The sequence below is a fragment of the Pseudomonas sp. TCU-HL1 genome, from assembly GCF_001708505.1.
In the GTDB taxonomy this organism is placed as follows: Bacteria; Pseudomonadota; Gammaproteobacteria; order Pseudomonadales; family Pseudomonadaceae; genus Metapseudomonas.
This window is the reverse complement of the sequence record NZ_CP015992.1, coordinates 5,929,553-5,954,835: the sequence shown is the minus strand read 5'-3', so window position 1 is coordinate 5,954,835 and position 25,283 is coordinate 5,929,553. Positions and strand designations below refer to the sequence as shown.

General features: G+C 65.0%; 20 protein-coding genes. 9 read left to right on the top strand and 11 right to left on the bottom strand.

Translation table 11 applies throughout. The features are described 5' to 3' along the window. Window positions 1–52 precede the first annotated feature (52 nt). The 4 genes from THL1_RS27200 to THL1_RS27185 all read right to left on the bottom strand — a co-directional run bounded on the left by THL1_RS27200 (window position 53) and on the right by THL1_RS27185 (window position 3,709). A complete protein-coding gene (locus THL1_RS27200; RefSeq protein WP_069086148.1) occupies window positions 53–499 on the bottom strand; it encodes an NfeD family protein in 447 nt (148 codons plus the stop codon). 4 nt (window positions 500–503) lie between these two features. Then, on the bottom strand, window positions 504–1,424 hold the full coding sequence (locus tag THL1_RS27195; protein ID WP_069086147.1) for an SPFH domain-containing protein: 921 nt from the start codon (window positions 1,422–1,424) through the stop codon (window positions 504–506). Between the two features lie 70 nt (window positions 1,425–1,494). After that, a complete protein-coding gene (locus THL1_RS27190) occupies window positions 1,495–3,279 on the bottom strand; it encodes a GspE/PulE family protein (RefSeq protein WP_069086146.1) in 1,785 nt (594 codons plus the stop codon). Between the two features lie 118 nt (window positions 3,280–3,397). Then, on the bottom strand, window positions 3,398–3,709 hold the full coding sequence (locus tag THL1_RS27185; protein WP_069086145.1) for a hypothetical protein: 312 nt from the start codon (window positions 3,707–3,709) through the stop codon (window positions 3,398–3,400). A gap of 126 nt (window positions 3,710–3,835) precedes the next feature. Between THL1_RS27185 and THL1_RS27180 the strand changes: the two genes are divergently transcribed. Next, on the top strand, window positions 3,836–4,309 hold the full coding sequence (locus THL1_RS27180) for an Lrp/AsnC family transcriptional regulator (protein ID WP_069086144.1): 474 nt from the start codon (window positions 3,836–3,838) through the stop codon (window positions 4,307–4,309). A gap of 309 nt (window positions 4,310–4,618) precedes the next feature. On the opposite strand, the gene THL1_RS27175 is transcribed toward THL1_RS27180, so the two are convergent. Together THL1_RS27175 and THL1_RS27170 are read right to left on the bottom strand one after the other, a co-directional pair. Next, window positions 4,619–5,305 carry a DUF502 domain-containing protein gene (locus THL1_RS27175; RefSeq protein WP_069086143.1) on the bottom strand — a complete coding sequence of 229 codons (687 nt, stop codon included), beginning with the start codon at window positions 5,303–5,305 and terminating at the stop codon, window positions 4,619–4,621. 17 nt (window positions 5,306–5,322) lie between these two features. Continuing rightward, complete coding sequence (locus THL1_RS27170) at window positions 5,323–6,687, bottom strand: inorganic triphosphatase (protein ID WP_069086142.1); 1,365 nt, start codon at window positions 6,685–6,687, stop codon at window positions 5,323–5,325. Between the two features lie 138 nt (window positions 6,688–6,825). Here THL1_RS27170 and argE point away from each other — a divergent pair, with 138 nt between their 5' ends. Both argE and argA read left to right on the top strand, forming a co-directional pair. After that, window positions 6,826–7,983, top strand: coding sequence for an acetylornithine deacetylase (argE, locus tag THL1_RS27165; RefSeq protein WP_069086141.1), 1,158 nt, complete (start codon window positions 6,826–6,828; stop codon window positions 7,981–7,983). A 116-nt stretch (window positions 7,984–8,099) separates the two neighbouring features. Beyond that, window positions 8,100–9,398: an amino-acid N-acetyltransferase gene (argA, locus tag THL1_RS27160; RefSeq protein ID WP_069086140.1), complete on the top strand. Its 1,299-nt coding sequence runs from the start codon at window positions 8,100–8,102 to the stop codon at window positions 9,396–9,398. 160 nt (window positions 9,399–9,558) lie between these two features. Here the strand turns inward: argA and gshA are convergent, their stop codons facing one another. The 3 genes from gshA to THL1_RS27145 form a co-directional block, all read right to left on the bottom strand. Continuing rightward, entirely contained in the window at window positions 9,559–11,145 is a 1,587-nt protein-coding gene (gshA, locus tag THL1_RS27155) for a glutamate--cysteine ligase (RefSeq protein ID WP_069086139.1), read from the bottom strand. 149 nt (window positions 11,146–11,294) lie between these two features. Next, window positions 11,295–11,678 carry a PaaI family thioesterase gene (locus tag THL1_RS27150; RefSeq protein WP_069086138.1) on the bottom strand — a complete coding sequence of 128 codons (384 nt, stop codon included), beginning with the start codon at window positions 11,676–11,678 and terminating at the stop codon, window positions 11,295–11,297. Between the two features lie 2 nt (window positions 11,679–11,680). Next, complete coding sequence (locus THL1_RS27145) at window positions 11,681–13,996, bottom strand: Tex family protein (protein WP_069086137.1); 2,316 nt, start codon at window positions 13,994–13,996, stop codon at window positions 11,681–11,683. A gap of 219 nt (window positions 13,997–14,215) precedes the next feature. Here THL1_RS27145 and ompR point away from each other — a divergent pair, with 219 nt between their 5' ends. The 3 genes from ompR to THL1_RS27130 all read left to right on the top strand — a co-directional run bounded on the left by ompR (window position 14,216) and on the right by THL1_RS27130 (window position 20,390). Continuing rightward, window positions 14,216–14,947 carry a two-component system response regulator OmpR gene (gene ompR / locus THL1_RS27140; RefSeq protein ID WP_069086136.1) on the top strand — a complete coding sequence of 244 codons (732 nt, stop codon included), beginning with the start codon at window positions 14,216–14,218 and terminating at the stop codon, window positions 14,945–14,947. A gap of 43 nt (window positions 14,948–14,990) precedes the next feature. Further along, the gene (locus THL1_RS27135) at window positions 14,991–16,304 is read left to right on the top strand and encodes an ATP-binding protein (RefSeq protein WP_069086135.1); all 1,314 of its coding nucleotides are present in this window, start codon (window positions 14,991–14,993) and stop codon (window positions 16,302–16,304) included. A 300-nt stretch (window positions 16,305–16,604) separates the two neighbouring features. Next, window positions 16,605–20,390: a sensor domain-containing protein gene (locus THL1_RS27130; RefSeq protein ID WP_069086134.1), complete on the top strand. Its 3,786-nt coding sequence runs from the start codon at window positions 16,605–16,607 to the stop codon at window positions 20,388–20,390. A gap of 147 nt (window positions 20,391–20,537) precedes the next feature. Here THL1_RS27130 and rimK read toward each other — a convergent pair whose 3' ends face one another. Both rimK and THL1_RS27120 read right to left on the bottom strand, forming a co-directional pair. Continuing rightward, on the bottom strand, window positions 20,538–21,443 hold the full coding sequence (gene rimK, locus THL1_RS27125; RefSeq protein ID WP_069086133.1) for a 30S ribosomal protein S6--L-glutamate ligase: 906 nt from the start codon (window positions 21,441–21,443) through the stop codon (window positions 20,538–20,540). Then, on the bottom strand, window positions 21,440–21,904 hold the full coding sequence (locus THL1_RS27120) for an ATP-dependent zinc protease (protein ID WP_069086132.1): 465 nt from the start codon (window positions 21,902–21,904) through the stop codon (window positions 21,440–21,442). The genes rimK and THL1_RS27120 overlap by 4 nt, the downstream gene beginning before the upstream one ends. A 119-nt stretch (window positions 21,905–22,023) precedes the next feature. Between THL1_RS27120 and THL1_RS27115 the strand changes: the two genes are divergently transcribed. The 3 genes from THL1_RS27115 (at window position 22,024) to THL1_RS27105 (ending at window position 25,178) form a co-directional block, all read left to right on the top strand. After that, window positions 22,024–22,428 carry an RNA-binding S4 domain-containing protein gene (locus tag THL1_RS27115; protein WP_069086131.1) on the top strand — a complete coding sequence of 135 codons (405 nt, stop codon included), beginning with the start codon at window positions 22,024–22,026 and terminating at the stop codon, window positions 22,426–22,428. A 120-nt stretch (window positions 22,429–22,548) separates the two neighbouring features. Then, a complete protein-coding gene (gene hslO / locus THL1_RS27110; RefSeq protein WP_069086130.1) occupies window positions 22,549–23,436 on the top strand; it encodes an Hsp33 family molecular chaperone HslO in 888 nt (295 codons plus the stop codon). A 197-nt stretch (window positions 23,437–23,633) separates the two neighbouring features. Then, on the top strand, window positions 23,634–25,178 hold the full coding sequence (locus THL1_RS27105) for a phosphoenolpyruvate carboxykinase (protein WP_069086129.1): 1,545 nt from the start codon (window positions 23,634–23,636) through the stop codon (window positions 25,176–25,178). The last annotated feature ends 105 nt before the right edge of the window (window positions 25,179–25,283 follow it).

Below are 25,283 nucleotides of genomic sequence, written 5' to 3'. Positions count from 1 at the left end.
GTGAATGCCCCGGAGGCCGTCAAGGCTGCATGTTGTTGCCGGCGCCCATCGATCAGACGGGTTCCACCTTGAGCAGCACGCCGTCTTGGCCGACGACACGGACTTGGCTGCCGGCGGGCAGGTCGGGGCCGGACACCAGCCAGACCGAATCGCCGGCGCGGATCTTGCCCCGCCCGCCGCTGATGGCTTCATGCAGGGCGAACTCGCGGCCGATGAATTCCCGGCCACGCTGGTTCAGGCCGGGCTGGTCGGAGGGCTTGCTGGCGCTGCGCTGGCGGCGCCACCAATAGACCGCGGTCAGGATGGACAAGGCCGCGAAGAGCAGGAACTGGATGGCCCAGTGCAGCTCAGGAATGACGAAGGTGATGACGCCAACGCACGCTGCAGCCACGCCAATCCACAGCAGGTAGCCGCCGGCGCCGAAGACTTCGAGGATCAGCAGCAGGGTGCCAAGGGCCAGCCAGTCCCAGTAGGTCAGGTGCTGGAGGTAGTTCCACATGGGGTCAGCCCTTCTTGCCGTCGAAGGTGGCGCGGATGATTTCGCCGATGCCTCCCACGGCGCCGATCACCTGGGTCGCTTCCAGCGGCATCAGCACCACCTTGCTGTTGTTGGCGCTGGCCAGGCTGCCGAGTGCCTCGACGTACTTCTGCGCGACGAAGTAGTTCACCGCCTGCACGTTGCCCTGGGCAATGGCGTCGGACACCACGCGGGTCGCCTCCGCTTCGGCCTGGGCCGCGCGCTCGCGGGCCTCGGCTTCGAGGAAGGCGGCCTGGCGCTGGCCTTCGGCCTTGAGGATCTGCGCCTGCTTCTCGCCCTCGGCGGTGAGGATTTCCGCCTGGCGACGGCCCTCGGCTTCGAGGATTTGCGCGCGCTTGAGGCGCTCGGCCTTCATCTGGCTCGCCATGGCTTCCACCAGGTCGGCCGGCGGGCTGATGTCCTTGATCTCGATACGGGTAACCTTGATGCCCCAGGGCGCGGTGGCCTCGTCCACGGTGCGCAGCAGGCGCTCGTTGATGGCGTCGCGCTGGCTGAGCATGGCGTCCAGCTCCATCGACCCGAGCACGGTACGGATGTTGGTCATGACCAGGTTGCGGATGGCGTGCTCCAGGTCGTTGACCTCGTAGGCGGCCTGGGCGGCGTTGACCACCTGGAAGAAGCACACGGCGTCGATGGTGACGATGGCGTTGTCGGCGCTGATGGCTTCCTGCGGCGGGATGTCCAGCACGCTTTCCATGACGCTGAGTTTGCGGCCGATGCGGTCCATCACCGGCACGATGATGTTCAAGCCCGGCTTCAGGGTGTTGGTGTAACGGCCAAAACGCTCGACCGTCCACTCGAAGCCTTGCGGCACGACCTTGAAGCCCATGAACACGATAGCGATCGCAAGGGCGACCAGGAGGATGACGACACTGCCGATTTCCATGGGAATTGCTCCGTTTGCTGGCTGTGATTCTTCTCGCTTGGGACCGCTGCGCCCCAAGCCGACTAGGATTTCATTTCTGCTCGCTTTGTGGCGTGACCCGTAGCACTTCTTCGATGGTGGTCAGGCCCGACGCAACCTTTTGCGCGCCGGACAGGCGCAGGCTGCGCATGCCTTCCTTGAATGCGGCGCGGCGCAAAGCGATCAGGTCGGTGTCGGCGGTGATCAGCGGCTTGACCGCGTCGGACAGCAGCATGATCTCGTAGACCCCGGCGCGGCCGCGGTAGCCGGTGTCGCGGCATTCCAGGCAGCCGACGGCGCGGTGGGCACCGGTGGGCAACGGCGCGCTCCACGGCTTGGTGAGACCGATCCAGTCGTCTTCGACGAGCTCCATCGGGGCCTTGCAATGCGGGCAGAGCGTGCGCACCAGGCGCTGGGCCATGACCCCGAGCAGGGTCGCGCGCAGCAGGTAATAGGGCACGCCCAGTTCCAGCAGGCGGGTGATGGCGCTGGGCGCGTCGTTGGTGTGCAGGGTGGAAAGCACCAGGTGGCCGGTCAGCGCGGCCTGGATGGCCATTTCGGCGGTTTCCAGGTCGCGGATCTCGCCGACCATGATGATGTCAGGGTCCTGCCGCATCAGCGCGCGCACTCCGCTGGCGAAGGTCAGGTCGATGTTGTGCTGCACCTGCATCTGGTTGAAGGCGCCCTCGATCATCTCGATGGGGTCTTCGATGGTGCAGACATTCACCTCGCTGGTGGCCAACTGCTTGAGGGTGGTGTAGAGCGTGGTGGTCTTGCCCGAGCCGGTGGGGCCGGTGACCAGGATGATGCCATTGGGCTGGTTGGTCATGCTTTGCCAGCGGCGCAGGTCGTCCTGGGAAAAACCGAGCTGGTCGAAGCTTTTCAGCAGCACCTCGGGGTCGAAGATCCGCATCACCATCTTCTCGCCGAAGGCGGTGGGCAGTGTGGACAGGCGCAGCTCTACCTCGCCGCCGTCCGGGGTCTTGGTCTTGACCCGGCCATCCTGGGGCTTGCGCTTCTCCGCCACGTTCATCCGGCCGAGGCTTTTCAGGCGGCTGACCACGGCCATGGTGACCTGCGGGGGGAACTGGTAGACGGTGTGCAGCACGCCGTCGATGCGGAAACGTACCGTGCCCTGTTCGCGGCGTGGCTCGATGTGGATGTCGCTGGCGCGCTGCTGATAGGCGTACTGGAACAGCCAGTCGACGATGTTGACGATGTGGGCGTCGTTGGCGTCGGGCTCCTGATCGGCGGTGCCGAGCTTGAGCAGTTGTTCGAAGTTGCCGACGCCGCTGATCTTCTGGTCCACCGCGCTGGCGCCGCTGACCGACTTGGCCAGGCGGTAGAACTCCAGGGTGAATTTCTGGATATCCAGCGGGTTGGCCACCACGCGTTTGATCGGGCGCTTGAGCACGTGGGTGAGGTTGCTCTCCCAGCTCTGCACGAAGGGCTGCGCGCTGGCGATGGTGACGGCTTCGCTGTCGACCGCCACGGCGAGGATCTTGTGGCGCTGGGCGAAGGCGTAGGACATCAGCGGGGTGATGGCGGCAACGTCTATCTTCAGCGGGTCGATGCGCAGGTAAGGCTGGCCGGCATGCTCGGCCAGCCAGCGGCTGAGAGATTCCAGGTCGTGTTTCTTGCCCGGGCGCTTGAGGTCGTCCACCTGCTGGCTGGCGAGAAACTCCAGGGGATGCTGCTGGTTGTTCACCGCGCTGCGGCGAATGGCCAGGCAATGCTCGGCCTGGTCCTGGCTCAAGCGGCCCTGGTTCACCAGTTCGCGCATCAGGTCGTTGAGGTCCAGCCAACGGTCCTGGGCGGCTGAGGCAAAGGCGGACATGCAAGCTCCTCGGTCACGCTGCTCAATCTGGAAGCGTAGTCAAACGCTCCTCCAATGGGACGGCAAGCATGCCCGAAATGCCAGCATTCAGCTAAGAGGCGGTTCAAGGAACTCGCGATCAGGTGTGGGCGTGCTCCAGTTCCACTGAAAACACGCTGACCAGCGAGCGCATCTTCCGCGCGATGACCTCGGCCCGGTGCGGCGTCAGCCCGGGTTGGCGCAGTTGCACCAGCAGGGTGTCATCGAGCTGGTTGACCTCCAGCCAGCGTGGCACCAGATGCAGCTGGGCGAAAAAGGCCAGCAGCCGGCCGAGGATATCCGCTTCGGCTTCGGCGAGGATGGCGAATTGCATCTCGCGGCTTTGGAGCTGGGTGGTGCGGGGGTGCCAGTGGTCGTCGCGGGTGGCGGGAGCGGTTTGCAGGCTGAGCATGGAGGATTCCTCGGTGGCGTGGTCGATAGTTTTCCAGCCTGCAGGGGGATTTTTCTGCCTGAATTGCATGGGTGGGTAACTTCTTTGGATAAACTTTCCGAAGAACAAGCCAAACAGGGAGATTTTATGTCCGTTACTCTGGATGTTTACGACAAACGCATTCTCGAGCTGTTGCAGGAGGATGCCAGCCTGTCCACAGCCGAGATTGCCGAGCGGGTGGGGCTGTCCCAGTCACCCTGCTGGCGGCGCATTCAGCGCCTGAAAGACGAGGGGGTGATCCGCCGCCAGGTCACCCTGCTGGATCGCCGCAAGGTCGGTCTGAACGCGCAGATTTTCGCCCAGGTGAAACTCAACGCCCACGGCCGCTCCAACCTCACCGAGTTCGCCGAAGCCATGCGCCAGTTCCCCGAGGTGCTGGAATGCCATGTGCTGATGGGCGCGGTGGATTTCATGCTGCGCATCGTCACCCGGGACATCGAGGCTTACGAGCGCTTCTTCTTCGAGAAGCTGTCGCTGGTGCCGGGGATCCAGGAGGTGAACTCCATCGTCGCGCTGTCCGAAATCAAGTCCACCACCAGCCTGCCGGTGGGGCAGGGGTAAGGGAGAGGTTTATTGCAGGGCGCATTCATTGGCTATGACTGCGTTGCCGCTCGTCCCCCTCTGCAACGATTCCGCTCGGCCTCCTGAAGGGGCGCAGTCGCTGCCCCACCGCTTCTACCCGGATTCAGGCCGGTGTGGGCTTCAGGATGGCTTGTGCCTCGCCGGCGCGAGTCACCCCTCTCCTCTTCAGGGAGAGGGGCGGGGGAGAGGGTTGTGTCAGGCAGGCGCGGAGTCAGGGAGGCCCTGTGCTAGAGCGTTCCATTCCTCGCAGCAACAGCGAACAATTCATTCGCCCCTACAAGAAGAGCATCAGGAAGCCTTGCTGTCGTCGCCCAGGACGACCGGCTCCTTCGCCAGCCTGCCCGCCTGGTGCGGCAGCGTGAGCCCCATGGACAGGTAGATGCTGGTCAGGCCGTCAACGCCCATCTCCGCCGGCCGCACCCACTCCACAGGCACGTAGATCAGCCCGCCGCCCACCGGGATGGGCGCGGTGGGCACCAGGATGGCGCAGTAGGGTCGGCTGTCCAGTTCGAAGGATTCCGAACTGGGGCGCAGGGCCAGTACGGCGGCACCTTCGCCACCGAACAGGCACCAGACCGGGCTCATGGTGGCGATGTCGGCATTCTTGCTGCGGTCCAGCAGGCCGACGAAGCGATCCGCGAGGCTGTAGAGGCTGCCGATCAGCGGCGCACGACGCAGGGTCATATCCAGCAGCCAGGCCAGCGGCCGGCGCAGGCCGAGCTGCACCGCCAGGCCCAGGGGGTAGAGGCTGCCCAGCAGCACCAGGGTGCCGACCAGGTAGGCCAGCACCGGGTTGCTGGCGAAGGGCTGGCCGAGGGCGCCGAGGAGCTGGCCGATCACCGTGGACGGCCCCACCAGCCGGTTCAGCAGGCTGAACAGCCAGGCCAGCAGGGCCAGGGTGAGCACCAGCGGAAGCAAGGCCAGCAGGCCGGTCAGCCAGGTCGTGACCAGGGAGCGGAGGCTTTGCTTGAGCATGGTTGGGCTCCTCGACCTCAGCGCGTCAGTGCCTTCCAGCTGCGCAGGCTGATCAGGGTCTGCGCCTGCTCGCTGCGGGCAGCCAGTACCTCACCGTCCAGCGGCTGGGCCGCCAGTTCGGCGAACTTGGACAGCTCGCCGTAGGCACGGTCGACTTCCGGCACTTCCAGTACCTGGCGCGCCAGACGCAACCAGGCCAGCAGGCGCTCGATACGCGGCAGCTGTTCGGCCAGGTCCTCGGGCTGGCGCTTGTAGCGGTCCAGTTTGAGGGCTTCGGTCTCTTCGGCGAGGAAACGCGGCAGCCAGTTGCCTAGCGGCGCATGGCCCTGGCGGTTGCCGCGCTCATTGCGGCCGGTTGTCCAGGCGCGGGTCAGCAGCCAGCGGGAGGCATTGAGCGAGAACAGGCCCCAGCGGGTGCCCTGCAGTTCTTCAGCGAACTGTTGCGGCGCGCCGTGGCGCACGGCTTCGTCCTGTTCACCGGCCTGGATGTGTGGGCGCCAGTCCTGAAGCAGGGCGTCCAGGGCTTCGCGCAGGTCGTGGCTACTGGCGCGCGGGGCGGCCTGGCCGAGGCTGCCGAGCAGGGCACGCAGGTCGACCAACTGGTGCAGCCAGTCCACCAGAAGCTTCCAGTGGCCATTGAAACGGTACTGCTCGGCCAGGCGCTGGCTGCTGCCCAGCAGGTGCCAGCCAAGCGCGGCGAAGGCATCGTCGAGCGAGGTCTCGGTGACCAGTGCCGGAGCCGGCAGGCTGAGGTGGTAGCTGTTCGCGTCATGCAGGCGATAGCCGCGCTCGGCCTTGCTGATGTCGCAGGGCATCAGCGGCAGGCTGGCTGCCAGTTCGGCGGCCAGTTCCAGCAGCGCCTCAGGCTCGCCCTGGCGCAGTTCCAGTTCCAGTTCGCAGATCTCTTCCTGCTGCTTGCCGGCGATGACCTTGCCCAGGTCCAGGGCGGCTTCGATCACCACTTTGGCCTTGCCGCGGCCCCAGGCGATCTCGGCGCGGTCACGGTGGAAGTCGGTGGTGAAGATGGGCTTGAGCTGTTTCTTGTCCAGCTCGGCGAGGCTGTCCGGCCAGCACTCATCGGTGAGTTTCTTCGGGTCCAGCTTGGCCTTGTCCAGGTACCAGTCCCACTCGTTGCGCTCGGACAACCCGGCCACGCTCTGGCCACGGGTCTTGAGGGTCTGGATGAATTGTTCGCCGTCGCGGCGCAGGCGCAGGGCTACGCGGGCCTGGGCCAGGTCACGCTCGGGCGTGTCGAAATACTGGTTGAAAAGCTCACGGCGTTCCCAGCCGGACTTGTTGCGCTTCTTCAGCAGCGGATGGTCGCGCAGGGCTTCCAGGGTCTCGCGGCTGGCGCGAAGCTTGATTTCGGTCTCTTTGTTCATCGCCGGGGTCTTTCAGACGCAGCCAGGGGGTGGCTACCAAGGCGGTGAAGTTTACAGGACAGGTTGCTACTGCGCCGCAGCGGTTTCACCCGGCACGGCCTTGGGCCTATGATGATCCCTCAATCGTGGAGGCCCCCGATGTCCGTTCCAGACCTGAAATCGCAGCTTGCCGCGCTGATCGCCACACCCTCGGTGAGCTGCACCCAGCCCAGTTGGGACCAGTCGAACCAGGCAGTGATCGACTTGCTGGCCGGCTGGCTCGGAGACCTCGGCTTCCGCTGCGAGATCCAGCAAGTCGCGCCGGGCAAGGCCAACCTGCTGGCCACCTACGGCAGCGGCCCTGGCGGTCTGGTGCTGGCTGGCCACAGTGACACCGTGCCCTTCGACGCCGCCCTGTGGAAAACCGATCCGCTGAAGCTCAGCGAAGTCGGTGATCGCTGGTATGGCCTGGGTAGCTGCGACATGAAGGGCTTCTTCCCCCTGGCCATCGAAGCCGTGCGCAGCGTGCTGGACCAGCCCTTCCGCCAGCCGCTGATGATTCTCGCCACCTGCGATGAAGAAAGCTCCATGGCCGGCGCTCGTGCCCTGGCCGAAGCGGGGCGGCCACTCGGCCGTGCGGCGGTGATCGGCGAGCCGACGGGGCTCAAGCCCATCCGCCTGCACAAGGGCGTGATGATGGAACGCATCGACATCCTCGGGCAGAGCGGCCACTCCTCCGACCCGAGCCTGGGCCACAGCGCCCTGGACGCCATGCACGCGGTGATGAGCGACCTGATCGAGCTGCGCGGTGAATGGCAGCAGGAGTTCCGCAACCCGCAGTTCACCGTGCCCCAGCCCACCCTCAACCTCGGCTGCATTCATGGCGGCGACAACCCCAACCGTATCTGTGGCCAGTGCAGCCTGGAGTTCGATCTGCGGCCGCTTCCGGGAATGAATCCGGAAACCCTGCGCGCCGTGATCCGTCAGCGCCTGCGGCCGGTGGCCGAGCACTATCAGGTGAAGATCGACTTCAAGCCGCTGTTCCCGGCGGTGCCGCCGTTCGAGCAGTCGCCGGAAAGTGATCTGGTGCGCCTGGCTGAACGTCTTACCGGCCATACCGCGCAGGCGGTGGCCTTCGGCACCGAAGCGCCGTATCTTCAGCAGCTCGGTTGCGAGACCCTGGTGCTCGGCCCCGGCGACATCGCCTGCGCCCACCAGCCCGACGAGCACCTTGAGCTGTCACGGATCGAGCCTACCGTTGCGCTATTGCGCCAGCTCATCCAGCATTACTGCCTGCAATCTGCCACCACATCCTGACCGGGAGGGTTTCCGTTGATGCTCATGCGACGACGATAACGCGCCGCCTCACTTCCATTCCCAGATCTGCTGGGAGTCGCACTCGTCTTTTCGCTATACGACAGGCTCACGGAACCATGCCCGACTACGTCAACTGGCTGCGCCACGCTACCCCGTACATCAACTCCCACCGGGACTGCACCTTCGTGGTGATGCTGCCCGGCGAGGGTATCGCCCACCCGAACTTCGGCAATATCGTCCACGACATGGTGCTGTTGCACAGCATGGGCGTGCGTCTGGTGCTGGTGCATGGTTCACGCCCGCAGATCGAAGCACGCCTGGCGGCTCGCGGCCTGACGCCGCATTTCCACCGCGACCTGCGGATCACCGACAGCCCCACCCTGGAGTGCGTGATCGATGCGGTGGGCCAACTGCGCATCGCCATCGAGGCGCGCCTGTCCATGGATATCGCCGCCTCGCCCATGCAGGGCTCGCGGCTGCGGGTGAGCACGGGCAACTTCGTCACGGCGCGGCCGATAGGCGTGGTCGACGGCGTTGACTATCACCACACGGGCGAGGTGCGCCGGGTGGACCGCAAGGGCATCGGCCGGCTGCTGGACGAGCGCACCATCGTGCTGCTCTCGCCGCTTGGCTATTCGCCCACCGGGGAAATCTTCAACCTTGCCTGCGAGGACGTGGCCACCCGTGTCGCCATCGACCTGGGAGCCGACAAGCTGATCCTGTTCGGCGCTGAGCGCGGGCTGATCGACGAGTCCGGCAAGCTGGTGCGCGAGCTGCGTCCGCAGCAGGTGCCGCCGCACCTGACGCGTCTGGGCAACAATTACCAGGCCGAACTGCTGGACGCCGCGGCCCAGGCTTGCCGTGCCGGGGTCAAGCGCAGCCACATGGTCAGTTACGCCGAGGATGGTTCGCTGCTCACCGAGCTGTTCACCCGCGACGGTGGCGGCACCCTGGTGGATCAGGAGCAGTTCGAATCCCTGCGGGAGGCAACCATCGATGACGTGGGCGGGCTGATTGACCTGATCACCCCACTGGAAGACCAAGGCATTCTGGTGCGCCGTTCGCGCGAGGTGCTGGAGCGGGAGATCGAGCAGTTCACCATCGTCGAGCGCGATGGCCTGATCATCGCCTGCGCGGCGCTCTATCCCATCGCCGACTCCGACACGGGGGAACTGGCCTGCCTGGCGGTGAATCCGGAGTATCGCCATGGCGGCCGCGGCGACGAGTTGCTGGAGCGCATCGAGGAACGTGCCCGTGTCCTGGGCCTGAAGACCCTCTTCGTCCTCACCACCCGCACCGCCCACTGGTTCCGCGAGCGCGGCTTCCAGCCCAGCGGCGTCGAGCGACTGCCCGCCGCACGGGCGTCGCTGTACAACTACCAGCGCAATTCGCAGGTATTCGAGAAGACACTCTGACGTCACCCGAGCGCCTTGCCCTCATGGGGCGAGGACTTCTTTTCTGTAGGGGCGAATTCATTAGCCAAGCAGGCCGAAGGCCTGCCCTTCGCACTTGCAGAGGGCAGCAGCGCTGCCCTTGGCGAATGAATTCGCCCCCACAAGGGTTTCCCCAGCGCGATCAGTTACTGATCAACCCCAGGATGCTCGCCTGATAGGCGGCGACGAACGTATCGAAATCCACTTCCGGTTCGGCTTCCAGGCGTGCCTGTTCTTCCAGGGACTGGCGGGCCAGGCTTTCGAAGCGGGCCTGGTCGTCCGGGCTCAGCGGTTCGCTGCGGAAGTACTCGGCATGCAGGCGGCTCTGGCGCAGGGCGAACTGGCTGAAGCTCTCGCCGTTCTGGCGCAGTTCCGCCAGCACGCGGGCCGAGGGCGTCAGCTCCGGGGCGGCCACCTTGGCGCGCTGGGCGGCCAGGGCTTCGGCGTGTTCCCGACCACCTTGCGCGGCGTCCAGCAACTCGGCGGTTCGATTGATGCGGTCGAGCAGCTCATCGGCCCATTCGCTCATGCCGATGCTCTGGCCATGGCGCTGCAGCTGCAGGCCGGGACGACGCCCTTCCTTGACGACCAGCTGGAAGTTGTCCGTGGCGCAGCGGCATTCGTCGCCAGCCATCGGCGGGCTGTCCTGCAGGGCGCAGAACAGCAGGAAGGCGTCGAGGAAGCGAGCCTCGGTGAGGTCGATGCCCAGCGGCAGGAACGGGTTGATGTCGAGGCAGCGTACTTCCACGTACTGCACGCCACGGGCCATCAGTGCCTGGATCGGGCGCTCGCCGGTGTAGGTGATGCGCTTGGGGCGGATCGACGAGTAGTACTCGTTCTCGATCTGGATCACGTTGGTGTTCAGCTGCACCCATTCGCCGTCCTGCTTGGTGCCGATCTCGGCATAGGGCGGGTAGGGCGTGGACACCGCCTGGCGCAGGCTCGAGAGGTAGCTGTCGAGGCTGTTGTAGCAGGGCGTGAGGCCGGCCTGGGCGTTGTTCTGGTAACCCAGGTCGCTCATCCGCAGGCTGGTGGCATACGGCAGGAACAGGGTGTCGGCGTCAAGGCTGTCGAGGTCGTGCGGGCGGCCGCGCAGGAAGCTCTTGTCCAGCGCCGGGGCGGCGCCGAACAGGTACATCAGCAGCCAGCTGTAGCGGCGGAAGTTGCGGATCATCGCGATGTAGCGCGCCGACTGGTAGTCGCGGTCGCTCTGCGGATCGCCTTCGGCCTGCTTGAGCAGCGGCCAGAGCGCCTCGGGCAGGGAATAGTTGTAGTGGATGCCGGCAATGCACTGCATGGTCTTGCCGTAACGCACGGCCAGGCCCTTGCGGTAGACGTACTTCAGGCGGCCGACGGGCGAGGTGCCGTAGCGGGCGATCGGGATGACGTCTTCCCCTGGCAGCCGGCACGGCATGGAGGGGCTCCAGAGCAACTCGTCACCGAGCTTGCCCACGGTGAAGCGATGCACCTTTTCCAGGTCCGCCAGGGTCTGCGCCGGATCGGCCTCGGCCGGGGTGATGAACTCCAGCAGGGATTCGGAATAGTCCGTGGTGATCTGCGCATGGGTCAGGGCCGAACCCAGTGCCGGGGAGTGTGGCGTCAGCGCCAGTTGGCCATTGCCATCGACCCGCAGGCATTCACGTTCAATGCCGTGCAGGCATTGGGTGAGCAGGGGCAGGTTGGCGCGCTCGCCGAGCAAGGCCAGGCGGCGGGAAAGAAGATCGCTCAATTTGGAATCCTTCACGCGTCGGTCGCCCCAATATGGGGGTGGACCAAGCTGTCTACAAGAGGCGGACTTGGCCGCCGGCCGAAATACTTTCCTGCCGGCGGCTCGCGTTGTCGCTTCGTCCAGAATAGAGCGTTGTCACCTTCCTGCAGTTACAGCTGAGCGAAGGTGCCTTGTCCCTTGGCGACCAGTTTGTCGCCTTGCAGCACATCGGCTTCCACCACCAGGGTGCGCTTGCCGGCATGCAGCACCCGCGCCTTGCAGATCACCTCGCCTTCCGCCACCGGGCGCAGGTAGTTGATCTTGCATTCGAGCGTGGCACTGCGCCGGTCGAAGCCATGGGTGCTGGTGCAGGCCAGCCCCATGGTGATGTCCAGCAGCGAGAAGATGGCTCCGCCATGCATCACCTGGCCACGGTTGCGCAGGTGCTCGTCCATGGGCAGGCGCGCCTCGGCAACGCCATCGCTGAGGCTCAGCGGCTCGATGCCCAGCAACGTGCTGTAGGCGCTGGTGGTTTGTTGGTCGGTGAAGTCCATCGTCACTTCTTCTTGATCTGCTTGGCGTTGGCGAACAGGGAGGCCATGGCGCCGTTGGCCGGCGGGGCACTGTGACGCGGGGCGCTTTGCTGCTGGCGCGGCTGGCCGCCCTGGCGAGCACCGCCGCGCGGGCCGTCGACTTTTTCGCCGGGGGTGTCGCTCATGCGCATCGACAGGCCCACGCGGTTACGCGGGATGTCCACTTCCATGACCTTCACGCGGACGATGTCGCCCGCCTTGACCACTTCGTAAGGGTCTTTGACGAACTTCTCCGACAGCGCGGAGATGTGCACCAGGCCGTCCTGGTGGACGCCGATGTCGACGAAGGCGCCGAAGTTGGTGACGTTGGTCACCACGCCTTCCAGCACCATGCCGGGTGTGAGGTCCTTGAGGCTTTCCACGCCTTCCTGGAATTCGGCGGTCTTGAACTCGGGACGCGGGTCGCGACCGGGCTTGTCCAGTTCCTTGAGGATGTCGGTGACCGTGGGCAGGCCAAAGGTCTCGTCGGTGAACTTCGCCGGGTCCAGGCGTTTGAGGAAGGCGGAGTCGCCGACCAGCGAGCGGATGTCGCGACCGGTATCGGCGGCGATGCGCTGCACCAGCGGATAGGTTTCCGGGTGCACCCCGGAGGCATCCAGCGGGTTGTCGCCGTTCATCACGCGGAGGAAGCCGGCTGCCTGCTCGAAGGTTTTCTCGCCCAGGCGGCTGACTTTCTTCAGCTCGGCGCGGGTCTTGAAGGCGCCGTTGGCGTCACGGTAGCTGACGATGTTCTGCGCCAGGGTGGCGTTGAGGCCGGAGATACGCGCCAGCAGGGCGGCGGAAGCGGTGTTCACGTCCACGCCCACGGCGTTCACGCAGTCCTCGACCACGGCATCCAGGCTGCGCGCGAGCTGCACCTGGGACACGTCGTGCTGGTACTGGCCGACGCCAATGGATTTCGGGTCGATCTTCACCAGCTCGGCCAGAGGGTCCTGCAGGCGGCGGGCAATCGATACGGCGCCACGCAGGGAAACATCGAGCTCGGGGAACTCCCTGGCCGCCAGCTCGGAGGCGGAGTACACCGAAGCACCGGCCTCGCTGACCATGATCTTGGTCATCTTCAGCGCGGGGTATTTCTTGATCAGTTCGATAGCGAGCTTGTCGGTCTCACGGCTGGCGGTGCCGTTGCCAATCGCGATCAGGTCGACGCTGTGCTTGGCGCAGAGCTTGCCGAGGATGGCCAGGGTCTCGTCCCATTTGTTGTGCGGTACGTGCGGGTAGACGGTCGCAGTATCCAGCAGCTTGCCGGTGGCATCGACCACCGCCACCTTGCAGCCGGTGCGCAGGCCCGGGTCCAGGCCCAGGGTGGCGCGCGGGCCGGCCGGGGCGGCCAGCAGCAGGTCGTGCAGGTTGCGGGCGAAGACGTTGATCGCCTCGCTCTCGGCGGCTTCGCGCAGTTCGCCCAGCAGGTCGGTTTCCAGGTGGGTGTAGAGCTTGACCTTCCAGGTCCAGCGCACCACTTCGGCCAGCCACTTGTCGGCGGCGCGGCCCTGGTTCTGGATGCCGAAACGCTCGCCGATCATCACCTCGCACGGGTGCATCGTGCCCGGCAGCTCTTCGCCGACTTTCAGGGCAATGCTCAGCACGCCTTCGTTGCGGCCACGGAAGATCGCCAGGGCGCGGTGCGAGGGCACGCCCTTGAGGTTCTCGTCATGCTCGAAGTAGTCGCTGAACTTGGCGCCTTCCTGCTCCTTGCCGGCCACCAGGCGGGCGCTGAGGGTGGCGTTGTCCTTGAGGAAGCCACGCAGGCTGGCGAGCAGGGTGGCGTCTTCGGCGAAGCGCTCCATGAGGATGTACTTGGCGCCTTCGAGCACGGCCTTGACGTCGGCGAAGCCTTTTTCGGCGTCGATGAAGCGCTCGGCTTCGGTTTCCGGAGCCAGGCCCGGGTCGGCGAACAGTGCGTCGGCCAGCTCACCAAGGCCGGCTTCCAGGGCGATCTGGCCCTTGGTGCGGCGCTTCTGCTTATAGGGGAGGTAGAGGTCTTCGAGGCGGGTCTTGGTGTCGGCCAGCTTGATCTCGCGCTCCAGCTCCGGGGTCAGCTTGCCTTGCTCGGTGATGCTGGAGAGGATCGCGGCGCGGCGGTCTTCCATTTCGCGCAGGTAGCGCAAGCGCTCTTCCAGGTTACGCAGCTGGGTGTCGTCGAGGCTGCCGGTAACTTCTTTCCGGTAGCGGGCGATGAAGGGGACGGTGGAACCCTCGTCCAGCAGCGCCACGGCGGCGGTAACCTGTTGCGGGCGCACGCCCAGTTCTTCAGCGATGCGGTTGTTGATGCTATCCATTGAAAACACCTGCATGGGCGGCAGCCGGGGCCGTGCCACGGCGGCTACCGCGGAATAACAGACCGGCGAGCCAGGGCTCGCCGGTGATGAAAGGCGCCGCATTATAAACACCGAGTTTCAAAGGGTAGGGAACCGTTCGGGGAAAAATCTGCTAACAATGGGCAAGCCGCCGCGCGTCGGTAGCAGGCGATAATGCGCGGCTTGTAAACAGGAGAAAACATGAGCAGCAACCCGACCGCTGAAGGCGAAAAGATCCTCATAGTCGACGACGACGCCCGTCTGCGGCGCCTTCTTGAGCGTTTCCTCGACGAGCAGGGCTACCGCGTGCGTGCAGTGGAAAACGTCGAGCAGATGGACCGCCTGCTGGCTCGCGAACTGTTCAGCCTGGTGGTGCTGGACCTGATGCTGCCCGGCGAAGACGGTTTGTCCGCCTGCCGCCGCCTGCGCGCCTCCAACAATCAGGTGCCGATCATCATGCTCACCGCCAAGGGCGATGAGACCAGCCGCATCCAGGGGCTGGAGCTGGGCGCTGACGACTACCTGGCCAAACCCTTCAACCCTCGCGAGCTGCTGGCGCGGATCAAGGCCGTGCTGCGCCGTCAGACACCCCAGGTGCCGGGTGCCCCGGCCAGCGAGGACGAGAGCGTCAGCTTCGGCGAGTACGAGCTGTCCCTGGCTACCCGCGAGCTGAAGAAAGGCGACGACGTGCAGATGCTCACCACGGGTGAGTTCGCCGTGCTCAAGGCGCTGGTTCAACACGCGCGCGAGCCGCTGACCCGCGACAAACTGATGAACCTGGCCCGTGGCCGCGAGTGGGACGCCCTGGAACGTTCCATCGACGTGCAGATTTCCCGCCTGCGCCGGCTGATCGAGCCCGACCCATCCAAGCCACGCTATATCCAGACCGTCTGGGGCGTCGGCTACGTGTTCGTACCCGATGGCAACAAGTGAACGTGCGGCGGGAGTGCCCGCCGCCGGGCAACCCAGGGCGGTGATGCGTACCCCCTACTGGTTCCCGCAGAGCTTCTTCTCGCGCACCCTCTGGCTGGTGCTCATCGTCGTGCTGTTCTCCAAGGCGCTGACCCTCGTTTACCTGATGATGAACGAGGACGTGCTGGTGGATCGCCAGTACAGCCATGGTGCGGCGCTGACCCTGCGCGCCTATTGGGCCGCGAGCGAAGAAGAGCGCCATGACCTGGCCAAGGCCGCCGGCCTCAAGCGGGTCACGCGCGATGCCGTGCCGGCCAGCGAGCAGCATTGGCCCTACAGTGAGATTTTCGAGCGCCAGATGCAGGCCGAACTCGGGCCCGGCACCGAGGTGCGCCTGCGTGCGCAGAGCCCGCCGGCACTCTGGGTCCATGCGCCGGAGCTGGGCCCGGACTGGGTGCGCATCCCGCTTTATCCACACCCCCTGCGCGGCCAGCGCATCTGGAGCGTGCTCGGCTGGTTCCTCGGCATCGGCCTGCTCTCCACCGCTGCTGCCTGGATCTTCGTGCGCCAGCTCAACGCGCCGCTCAAACGCCTGGTTTTCGCGGCCCGTCAGGTCGGCCAGGGGCGCAGCGTGCGGCTGCCGGTAAGCGACACCCCGAGCGAGATGGCTGAGGTGTACCGCGCCTTCAACCAGATGGCCGAAGACGTCGAGCGTGGTGCCCGCGAACGTGAGTTGATGCTGGCGGGCGTCTCCCATGACCTGCGCACCCCGCTGACGCGCCTGCGCCTGTCCCTGGAACTGATGAGCAACGACTCCGAGCTGACCGACGATATGGTCCGTGATATCGAGGACATGGATGCCATCCTCGACCAGTTCCTCGCCTTCATTCGCGACGGCCGTGACGAGCGGGTGGAAGAACTGGACCTCGGCGAACTGGTGCAGGAAGTCGTGGCGCCCTACAACCAGCAGGACGAGCAGGTGCGCCTGTGCCTGGAACCCCTGCCGCCATTCCCGCTGCGCCGGGTGTCCATCAAACGCCTCCTGGTGAACCTGATCGAGAACGCGTTGCGATATGGCGGAAACGGCGTCGAAGTGGCGGCTTTCCTGGCCGGCGATAATGCGGCGCCCTACGTGGTCCTGAGTGTGCTTGACCGTGGCGCCGGCATCGACCCCTCGGAGCTGCAGGACATCTTCAACCCCTTCATCCGCGGTGATCGTGCCCGTGGCGGCAAGGGCACCGGTCTGGGCCTCGCCATCGTCAAGCGCATCGCCGCCCAGCATGGTGGTAGCGTCGAGCTGCGCAACCGCTCGGGTGGTGGGCTGGAAGCGCGCGTCTGCCTGCCGTTGGGGCTCATGCTCCCCCGCGACGCGGTGTAGGTTCCTACGAAAAGGGCCTTCGCTTCGGCCATGCGTTGTCAGAAATCGGCTCAGACTGCTCATTAACAGTCGTTAACTCCGCGTCTTCGCCGATTTCTTCCTAGCCTGACCTTTGCTCGGCTCCTTTTCGTACGGAACGGGATACCGTAAGCGCCCTGCTGTTGGGCGCTTTTGTCCCTGAAATCCCTTCGGTCCTGGATTCATACCTGCCATCGGCGGTGATGCCGGGAGGCTATGTTTTCAGCGTACGCTAGGGCGGTGCTGGGCTATCCTCAGCTTGCGCACCGACATGAGGTCAGTATGCCAGCTGCTCCCTTCCGACTGCCCCAATGGACCTGGTGGTTGCCTCTGCCGCTGCTGCATGTGGCTACCTGGGTATCCCTTTCGACCCAGGCGTCAAGTGGGCTCGCCGTCGGGTATCTGCCGTTCGCCCTTGGTCTGGTGTTCTGTCTCTGGTGGGGCGCGCGAGTGCTTCCCGCCATCTACTTCAATGCCCTGCTCAGCGTGCCGCTCATGAGTCTGGACTGGCACTGGGCGCCGATCTACGCCCTGCCGGAAACACTCAGCGTCGCCCTTGGCTGGTGGGTGCTCCGGCGCGCCGGTTGCCATGCCGACCTTCGGGACTTTCCCGAGTTGCTGCGTTTCATGCTCTACGGTGTGCTGTTTCCGGTCAGCCTGCTGGTCTATGGCGAGCAGGCGGCGCTGATGCTGAGCGGCAACCCGATCCGGGACAGTTGGGGCAACTCCGCGCTGCTGGTCTGGCCCGGCGCCTGCCTGACCACTCTTGCCGTGAGCCTGCCGTTGCTGACCTACCTGACGCCGCTGTTCAGCAGCCGGGGTTGGGTGCCCGAGCCGGTGGAGGCGCTGCCGGAAACCCTGCACCGCCTGCCGCCCTGGCCGTTGCTGCTGGCGCTGGCGTTGCTCATTCCCTGGCTGTTGACCGTAGTTCCGTTGATCCTGACGCTGCCGCCCATCGGCCTGATGATGCTCAGCCTGGCGCTGGTATGGGGCTTTCCCGGCGCGCTTTGCGGTGCTGGCCTCACGGCGCTGACCGTACTGGCCCTGCCGACATTGCGACACCTGGATCGCGTCGCGCATTCGGCCGATCCGCAAGGGGGCGTCGAGCTCTACTTCAGCGTGCTGTTGCTGATGATGTCCGCCCTGCTGGTGGGGCGCAGCCTCAGCGACCTGCGCCTTGCGCTGGGGCGCCGGGACGCGATGCAGCAAGAGCTGGCGCTGACCAACCTGGCCCTGCAGGCGAGCCCTCTGGGCGTGACCATCGTCGACGCGCGCCGGCCTGACCAGCCGCTGATCTACTGCAACCCCGCCTTCGAGCAGATGAGCGGCTATTCCCGTGAGGAGGCCCTGGGCAACCACTGGCGCTTCCTGCTCCACCACGACCGCAACCAATCCGAGCTTCCGCGCCTGCAGGATGCACTGCAGCGCGGCGAACAGTGCCACCTGGTGCTGCGCAACTACCGCAAGGATGGCAGCCTGTTCTGGAACGAAATTACCGTGGCGCCCATGCGCGACGCCTTGGGCATCAGCCACTTCGTTGCGCTGCAGCACGACGTCAGCAATCGCGAGATGCTTTCCGAAGAACTGGACACCCGCCGCGACGAACTACTGCGCCAGACCCACCTGCTGAACCAGACCGAAGCCATCGCCGACATCGGCAGCTGGGTGCTGGACATCACCACCCTGAAGATGGCCTGGAGCGAGGGAAGCTTCCGCATCTATGAAATGGAACCCGGTGCCGGCGCCCCCAGCCTTGGCCAGATGCTGAGCTTCTTCGACCCGGCCAGCCGCGCCCTGCTGGAAGACACCCTGGAGCAATGCCTGCGCAGCGCCGAACCCTTCGATGTGGAGCTGCGCATGCAGAGCGCGCGGGGCACCCCGCGCTGGCTGAGGATCAAGGGATTGGCCGAGCATGATGGCGACCAGGTGATCCGTATCTATGGCGCCATGCTCGACCTGACCAGCCAGAAGCGCGCGGAACGCCTGCAGCACGAGCGCGACAAGCATCTGCACCTGTTCTTTGAGGCGCCGCTGATCGGGATGGCCCTGTGCACGCCTGACCAGCGCTGGGAGGAGGTCAACTACAAGCTTTGCAGCATCCTTGGCCGCTCCCGTGACCAGCTGCGGGGTATCGACTGGATGGGCATGACCGTCCTCGAAGACCGTGCTGCCGAGGAAGCCCTGCTGGACGAGGTGCGCAGGGGTGTACGCGACGGCTACGAGCTGGACAAGCGTTTCATGCGTGGCTCCGGCGGCACTGTCCATACACGGGTCAATGTGCGTGGAGTGCGGGATCTCGATGGCCAGCTCTATGCGCTCCTGGCACTGGTGGAAGACATCAGCGCCCGGCGGGAAGCCGAGGCGCGCTATCGCACTCTGGTGGAGCACGCGCCGGAAGCCATCCTGGTGTTCGACCCACAGCACGGCATCGTCGAAGCCAACGAGAACGCGGCGCGCCTGTTCGGCCTGCCCCGCGAGCGGTTGCAGGGCCTTATGCCCACCAGTTTCAGTCCGCCCCTGCAGGCCGATGGCCGCCCGTCACGGGAGCTGGCGAAGGCTCACACGCGGGCGGCGCTCAAGGGCGATACGCCCACCTTTGACTGGCTGATGCGCGATGTGAGCGGGCGGGTACGCCCCTGCGAGATTCGTTTGGTGCGCTTGCCCGGCGAAGGCCGGCCATTGATCCGCCTGAGCGTCACCGACATCTCCGAACGCCAGCGTTACCAGCGTGAGATCGAGCGGTTGGCCTACAGCGATGAACTGACCGGCCTGCCTAACCGGCGTTTGTTGCTCGATCGCCTGCAACACGCCATGGCCCGCGAGCAGCGTGAAGAACGTTTCGGCGCTTTGCTGTTCATCGATCTGGACCACTTCAAGACCGTCAACGACAGCCTTGGCCACCCGGTGGGCGATGCCCTGCTCAGGGAGGTGACCGCGCGTCTGGCCGGTTGCCTGCGTAACGAAGACACCCTGGCGCGCCTGGGTGGCGACGAGTTCGTAGTGCTGCTGGAGGCGCTGGCCGATTCCCCGGAGCAAGCCGGCAAGCTGGCCGCCGAGGTGGGCGACAAGCTGCTGCAGAGCCTGCACGGCAGTTACATCATCGGTGAGCACGAGTTGGTGGTCAGCGCCAGCATCGGCATTGCCCTGCATCCTTTCATCGAGCAAGGCGCCGCCGACGTGCTCAAGCAGGCGGATACCGCCATGTATCGGGCCAAGCAGTCAGGACGTAACGCGTTGCATTTCTTCGCCCCGGAAATGCAGGCGGCCATCGATCAGCGCCTGCAACTGCAAAGCGAGCTGCGTCAGGCCATCGATCGCGGTCAGTTGAGCCTCGAGTTCCAGCCACAGCTGGCCCTGTCCGATGGCCGAGTGCTGGGCGCCGAGGCGCTGATGCGCTGGCGCCATCCCACACGCGGCGAGGTACCGCCGTCGCAGTTCATTCCGCTGGCGGAAGAGACCGGGTTGATCCTCGAGCTGTCCGATTGGATGCTCGAACGTGCCTGCGATTGCCTGGCGAACTGGCAGGCCGAGTTGCCCTGGCTGGTGCTGGCCATCAATGTCAGCCCCCGCGAGCTGCGCAAGCCCGGCTTCGTCGAACGCATCAGCAATGCCCTGCAACGGCATGGCGTACCGGCCGGGCGCCTGGAGCTGGAAATCACCGAAGGCAGCCTGCTGGAGGAAGTCGAACAGTGCATCAGTGCCATGCAGGCGCTCAAGGCGTTGGGCGTGCGCTTTGCCATCGACGACTTCGGTACCGGCTACTCATCCCTGGCTTATCTCAAGCGCCTGCCGCTGGACCGACTGAAAATCGACCGCAGCTTTGTCGATGGGCTCGCCAGCGACGCCAGCGACCTGGCCCTGGTGGAAACCATCCTGGCTATCGGACGCAACCTGGGGCTGGAGTGCATCGCCGAAGGCATCGAAAGCGAAGAGCAGCTGTCCATGCTGCGCCAGCGCGGTTGCGAGCTGGGGCAGGGCTATCACTTCAGCCAGCCGCTGGAAGAAGAGAGTTTCCGGCGCTGGATACGTGAGCGGGAGGGGCGGCAGGTGGTGGAGCGCAGCTTGTAGGGCGGCGCTGCTTTTCTGTGGGAGCGAATTCATTCGCGAATGAATTCGCTCCCACAGAGGAGAGCTGGAACAGCGCATGCTAAAGCTCAAACCCGCAGCAGACATCCCTGTCGTTGCTCCGCTGCCCAGGTTCATCCCCGGCCCGGCTCACCCCTTGCCTTTGGTGCGGGTGGAGTTGGGGCAGGCGTACTTTTCCAGGTGTTCGATGATGATCTCGGCCACGTCCTTGCCGGTGGTGGTCTCGATGCCTTCCAGACCGGGGGAGGAATTCACCTCCATCACCAGTGGCCCATGATTGGAACGCAGGATGTCCACCCCCGCGACCGACAGGCCCATGACCTTGGCGGCGCGGATGGCGGTCATGCGTTCTTCCGGGGTGATCTTGATCAGGCTGGCGCTGCCGCCGCGATGCAGGTTGGAACGGAACTCGCCAGGCTTGGCCTGGCGCTTCATCGAGGCGATCACCTTGTCGCCCACCACGAAGCAGCGGATGTCGGCGCCACCCGCCTCGCGAATGTACTCCTGCACCATGATGTTCTGTTTCAGGCCCATGAAGGCCTCGATCACCGATTCGGCGGCTTTCTCCGTCTCGCAGAGCACCACGCCTATGCCCTGTGTGCCTTCCAGCACCTTGATCACCAGCGGGGCGCCGTTGACCATGCGGATCAGGTCGGGAATGTCGTCCGGGGAGTGTGCGAAGCCCGTCACCGGCAGGCCGATTCCCTTGCGCGAGAGCAGCTGCAACGAGCGCAGCTTGTCCCGCGAGCGGCTGATGGCCACGGACTCGTTGAGCGGGAATACCCCCATCATTTCGAACTGGCGCAGTACGGCGCAGCCATAGAAAGTGACCGAAGCTCCGATGCGCGGGATCACGGCATCGAAGCCTTCCAGCGGCTGGCCGCGATAGTGGATCTGCGGCTTGTGGCTGGCGATGTTCATATAGGCGCGCAGGGTGTCGATCACCACCATCTCATGACCACGCTGCTGGCCGGCTTCTACCAGGCGGCGAGTCGAATACAGGCGCGGATTGCGCGATAACACGGCGATTTTCATTGGGCACCCGGAAGGGAGAGAGTCGGTTTTTCCTGAACGTAGGTGAGGGCCGGATTGACCACCAGCTGCGCCTGCACCAGGGCCTTGGAGCCCAGTAGCACGCGATAGCGCATGGTCTTGCGGCAGGCCAGGGTGAACTCGATGGGCCAGGCCCGGTCACCCAGCGCGAGCAGGGTGCGGATGACATAGCGGGTCTGTGCCTGGCCGTTGGAGCTTCTTATCGTCTTTACCGAAACCACCTGCGCCTCACAACGGTGACGCCGCTGCACCAGGGTGCCAAGGTGCGCGGTGAACCTGACCCAGCGCTCGCCGTGCTTCTGGAAGGGCACGATGTCGCTGGCATGCAGGGTGGAGGTGCTGGCGCCGGTATCGATCTTCGCGCGCAGGCCGACCATGCCAAGTTCCGGCAGGGCGATCCACTCACGGAGTCCGATCACGGAGAGATGGTCGAAAGTCTTCAATGCAGGCTTTCCGGTAAAGTTGGCGCATTCTAGTGGGCCCATGTGACAACTGCACCTGGACCCTGGCTGAGCTTAGACCGGGCTGGCAAATGAGGCATCCCGGGCAATGGAAACGAGTCATGCGAGAGAAAGACAGCAAAGACGACGACAAGGTGCGTCTCGACAAGTGGCTCTGGGCCGCGCGCTTCTACAAGACCCGTGCCCTGGCCAAGGAAGCCATCGAGGGCGGCAAGGTCCACCACCACGGCGAGCGCTGCAAACCTTCCAAGGAGCCGAGGGTCGGCGATGAGTACGTGATCCGTGCCGGCTTCGACGAGCGCACGGTCGTGGTGCGGGCCTTGTCGGCCGTGCGTCGCGGGGCCCCCGAGGCTCAGACGCTGTACGAGGAAACGAGCGAAAGCCTGGCCCGGCGCGAAGAGGCCGCCGCCATGCGCAAGGCCGGTGCGCTGGGCATCCAGACCGATGGCCGACCGACCAAGAAGCAGCGTCGGCAGATTCATTCTTTGCGCGGCGCCCATGACTAAATCGCGTCGATAGAAAACACCCGCGCCGGCGATAGACAACCGGCGCTTGGTCAGCCGACGAATTTGCGCATAAAATCGCCAGCCTTTCGGCCAAATTGGCCCAAATGCAGCGAGTCCGGCATGTCCGATTTCACCCAACGTTTTCTGTTCGACGACACCGACGTGCGCGGCGAACTGGTTTCCCTCGGCGAGAGCTACGCCCACGTCCTGGCCAAGCACCCGTACCCGGAACCGGTCGCCCAACTGCTCGGTGAAATGCTTGCCGCCGCTTCCCTGCTGGTCGGCACCCTCAAGTTTGATGGCCTGCTGGTACTGCAGGCGCGCTCGTCCGGCGCGGTTCCGCTGCTGATGGTGGAGTGCTCCAGTGATCGCGAAGTGCGCGGCATCGCCCGTTACCACGCCAGCCAGGTCACGCCCGACGCCGGGCTTCGCGACCTGATGCCCGAAGGCTCGCTGACGCTGACCGTGGACCCGAAACAGGGGCAGCGCTACCAAGGCATCGTCGCCCTCGAAGGCGCCACCCTGGCCGAGTGCCTCTCCGGCTACTTCGACAACTCCCAGCAGTTGCCCACCCGGTTCTGGCTCAACGCCGATGGTCGCAATGCCCGTGGCCTGCTGCTCCAGGCCCTGCCGGCCGACCGTCTGAAGGACCCCGAGGCCCGTGACGCCAACTGGCAGCACCTGACTACCCTGGCCGATACCCTGACGACTGAAGAGTTGCTGGGCCTGGACAACGAAACCGTGCTGCACCGCCTCTACCATGAAGAAGCGGTCCGCCTGTTCGACCCGCAGATCATCCATTTCCGCTGCAGCTGTTCGCGCCAGCGTTCGGCCAACGCACTGGTGAGCCTGGGCAAGGACGACGCCGAAGCCCTGCTGCAGGAAAGCAGCGGCACCGTCGTGATCGACTGCCAGTTCTGCAACCAGCGCTACAGCTTCGACGCGGCGGACATCGCCCAGCTGTTCGCCGGTGGCGGCAGCGCCGTGCCGTCGGAAACACGTCACTGATAAAGATGTAGTATGCCCGCAGGGTCGCTGCGTGACCGGAGTGCGATTATCGGTCAGGAATATGCCCGGCTGACAGGAGGTTTCTACCCAATGCGGGCTTTTCTGGCATAATCGCGCGCACTTTTTTCGCGGTAGGGGGTCGCAATACCCACTACAAATCGTTTGGAGGACTCGGCCTTTCGCCGACGGGGAACCACATGACGCAAGCCAATAACGCCGTGTACACCGATATCAGCGCCGCGCAACTGGTCGAAGAGGCCATTCGCCGTGGCGAGGGTGAACTGGCCGCCAACGGTTCGTTGGTAGTGAAAACCGGTCACCGCACCGGTCGTTCTCCGGCAGATCGTTTCATCGTTCAAGAGCCGAGCACCGACGCCAAGATCGCCTGGGGCAACATCAATCGCCCCTTCCCGGCGGACAAGTTCGATGCGCTGTGGGCCCGCGTTGAAACTTATGTGACCGAACGTGAGCGTTTCGTCTCCCATGTGCACGTCGGTGCTGATCCTGAGCACTACCTGGCCGTCAAGATGACCACCGAGACCGCCTGGCACAACCTGTTTGGCCGTTGCCTGTTCATCAACCCGGAACAGTACAACCCGCAGTCCCGCCAGGAGTGGCAGATCCTCAACGCGCCGAACTTCGTCTGCGAGCCGGAGCGTGATGGCACCAACTCCGATGGTTGCGTGATCCTCAACTTCGCCGCCAAGAAAGTCCTGATCGCTGGCATGCGCTACGCCGGTGAGATGAAGAAGGCCATGTTCTCCGTGCAGAACTTCCTGCTGCCGGAAAAAGACGTGCTGCCGATGCACTGCGCGGCCAACGTGGGCGAAGAGGGCGACGTGACCCTGTTCTTCGGCCTGTCCGGCACCGGCAAGACCACCCTGTCCGCTGACGAAAGCCGCTACCTGATTGGCGACGACGAGCACGGCTGGGGCGTCGGTACCGTGTTCAACGTGGAAGGCGGCTGCTACGCCAAGTGCATCGACCTCTCCGCGAAGAACGAGCCAGTGATCTGGAAAGCCATCCAGTTCGGCGCCGTGCTGGAAAACGTGGTGCTGAACCCGGAAACCCGCCTGCCCGACTACAGCGATGACAGCCTGACCCAGAACACCCGTGCCGCCTACCCGCTGCACCTGGTAGAGAAGCGCGTCGAGGCCAACCGTGCCGGTGAGCCGAACGCAGTGATCTTCCTGACCTGCGACCTGACCGGTGTGCTGCCGCCCGTTTCCATCCTGAACAACGAGCAGGCTGCCTACCATTTCCTGTCCGGCTACACTGCGCTGGTCGGTTCCACCGAAATGGGTTCCGGCGGCGGCATCAAGTCCACCTTCTCCACCTGCTTCGGCGCGCCGTTCTTCCCGCGCCCGGCCGGCGAGTACGCTGAGCTGCTGATCAAGCGCATCCAGGGCTTCGGCTCCAAGGTGTACCTGGTCAACACCGGCTGGACCGGTGGTGGCTATGGCGTCGGCAAGCGCTTCAACATCCCGACCACCCGTGGCGTGATCGCGGCCATCCAGAGCGGTGCCCTGATCGGCGCAGAGACCGAGCACCTGGACACCATCAACCTGGACGTGCCGAAGGCCGTTCCGGGCGTCGAGACCAACCTGCTCAACCCTCGCAATACCTGGGCTGACAAGGCTGCCTACGACGAAGCTGCCAAGGCCCTGGCCAAGCAGTTCGTCGAGAACTTCAAGAAGTTCGACGTCTCCGACGCCATCAAGAACGCCGGCCCGCAGCTCTAAGCCGCACCGCGTTGAAGAAGCCGCCTCCTGGCGGCTTTTTCATTTCCGACGAGCCCCGGCCGCTCCCGACGACTGCGAAACGTCATACCCGGATTCAGGACCCTG

What these genes read in the sequence shown, in the direction of transcription:
- argE (WP_069086141.1), top strand. Translation starts at nt 6,826, where the DNA reads ATGTCCGTTCCAGACCTGAAATCGCAGCTTGCCGCGCTGATCGCCACA.
- THL1_RS27200 (WP_069086148.1), bottom strand. Translation starts at nt 499, where the DNA reads ATGTGGAACTACCTCCAGCACCTGACCTACTGGGACTGGCTGGCCCTT.
- THL1_RS27195 (WP_069086147.1), bottom strand. Translation starts at nt 1,424, where the DNA reads ATGGAAATCGGCAGTGTCGTCATCCTCCTGGTCGCCCTTGCGATCGCT.
- THL1_RS27115 (WP_069086131.1), top strand. Translation starts at nt 22,024, where the DNA reads ATGCGAGAGAAAGACAGCAAAGACGACGACAAGGTGCGTCTCGACAAG.
- THL1_RS27170 (WP_069086142.1), bottom strand. Translation starts at nt 6,687, where the DNA reads ATGAACAAAGAGACCGAAATCAAGCTTCGCGCCAGCCGCGAGACCCTG.
- rimK (WP_069086133.1), bottom strand. Translation starts at nt 21,443, where the DNA reads ATGAAAATCGCCGTGTTATCGCGCAATCCGCGCCTGTATTCGACTCGC.
- ompR (WP_069086136.1), top strand. Translation starts at nt 14,216, where the DNA reads ATGAGCAGCAACCCGACCGCTGAAGGCGAAAAGATCCTCATAGTCGAC.
- THL1_RS27190 (WP_069086146.1), bottom strand. Translation starts at nt 3,279, where the DNA reads ATGTCCGCCTTTGCCTCAGCCGCCCAGGACCGTTGGCTGGACCTCAAC.
- THL1_RS27185 (WP_069086145.1), bottom strand. Translation starts at nt 3,709, where the DNA reads ATGCTCAGCCTGCAAACCGCTCCCGCCACCCGCGACGACCACTGGCAC.
- argA (WP_069086140.1), top strand. Translation starts at nt 8,100, where the DNA reads ATGCCCGACTACGTCAACTGGCTGCGCCACGCTACCCCGTACATCAAC.
- THL1_RS27135 (WP_069086135.1), top strand. Translation starts at nt 14,991, where the DNA reads ATGCGTACCCCCTACTGGTTCCCGCAGAGCTTCTTCTCGCGCACCCTC.
- THL1_RS27150 (WP_069086138.1), bottom strand. Translation starts at nt 11,678, where the DNA reads ATGGACTTCACCGACCAACAAACCACCAGCGCCTACAGCACGTTGCTG.
- hslO (WP_069086130.1), top strand. Translation starts at nt 22,549, where the DNA reads ATGTCCGATTTCACCCAACGTTTTCTGTTCGACGACACCGACGTGCGC.
- THL1_RS27105 (WP_069086129.1), top strand. Translation starts at nt 23,634, where the DNA reads ATGACGCAAGCCAATAACGCCGTGTACACCGATATCAGCGCCGCGCAA.
- THL1_RS27180 (WP_069086144.1), top strand. Translation starts at nt 3,836, where the DNA reads ATGTCCGTTACTCTGGATGTTTACGACAAACGCATTCTCGAGCTGTTG.
- THL1_RS27130 (WP_069086134.1), top strand. Translation starts at nt 16,605, where the DNA reads ATGCCAGCTGCTCCCTTCCGACTGCCCCAATGGACCTGGTGGTTGCCT.
- THL1_RS27145 (WP_069086137.1), bottom strand. Translation starts at nt 13,996, where the DNA reads ATGGATAGCATCAACAACCGCATCGCTGAAGAACTGGGCGTGCGCCCG.
- THL1_RS27175 (WP_069086143.1), bottom strand. Translation starts at nt 5,305, where the DNA reads ATGCTCAAGCAAAGCCTCCGCTCCCTGGTCACGACCTGGCTGACCGGC.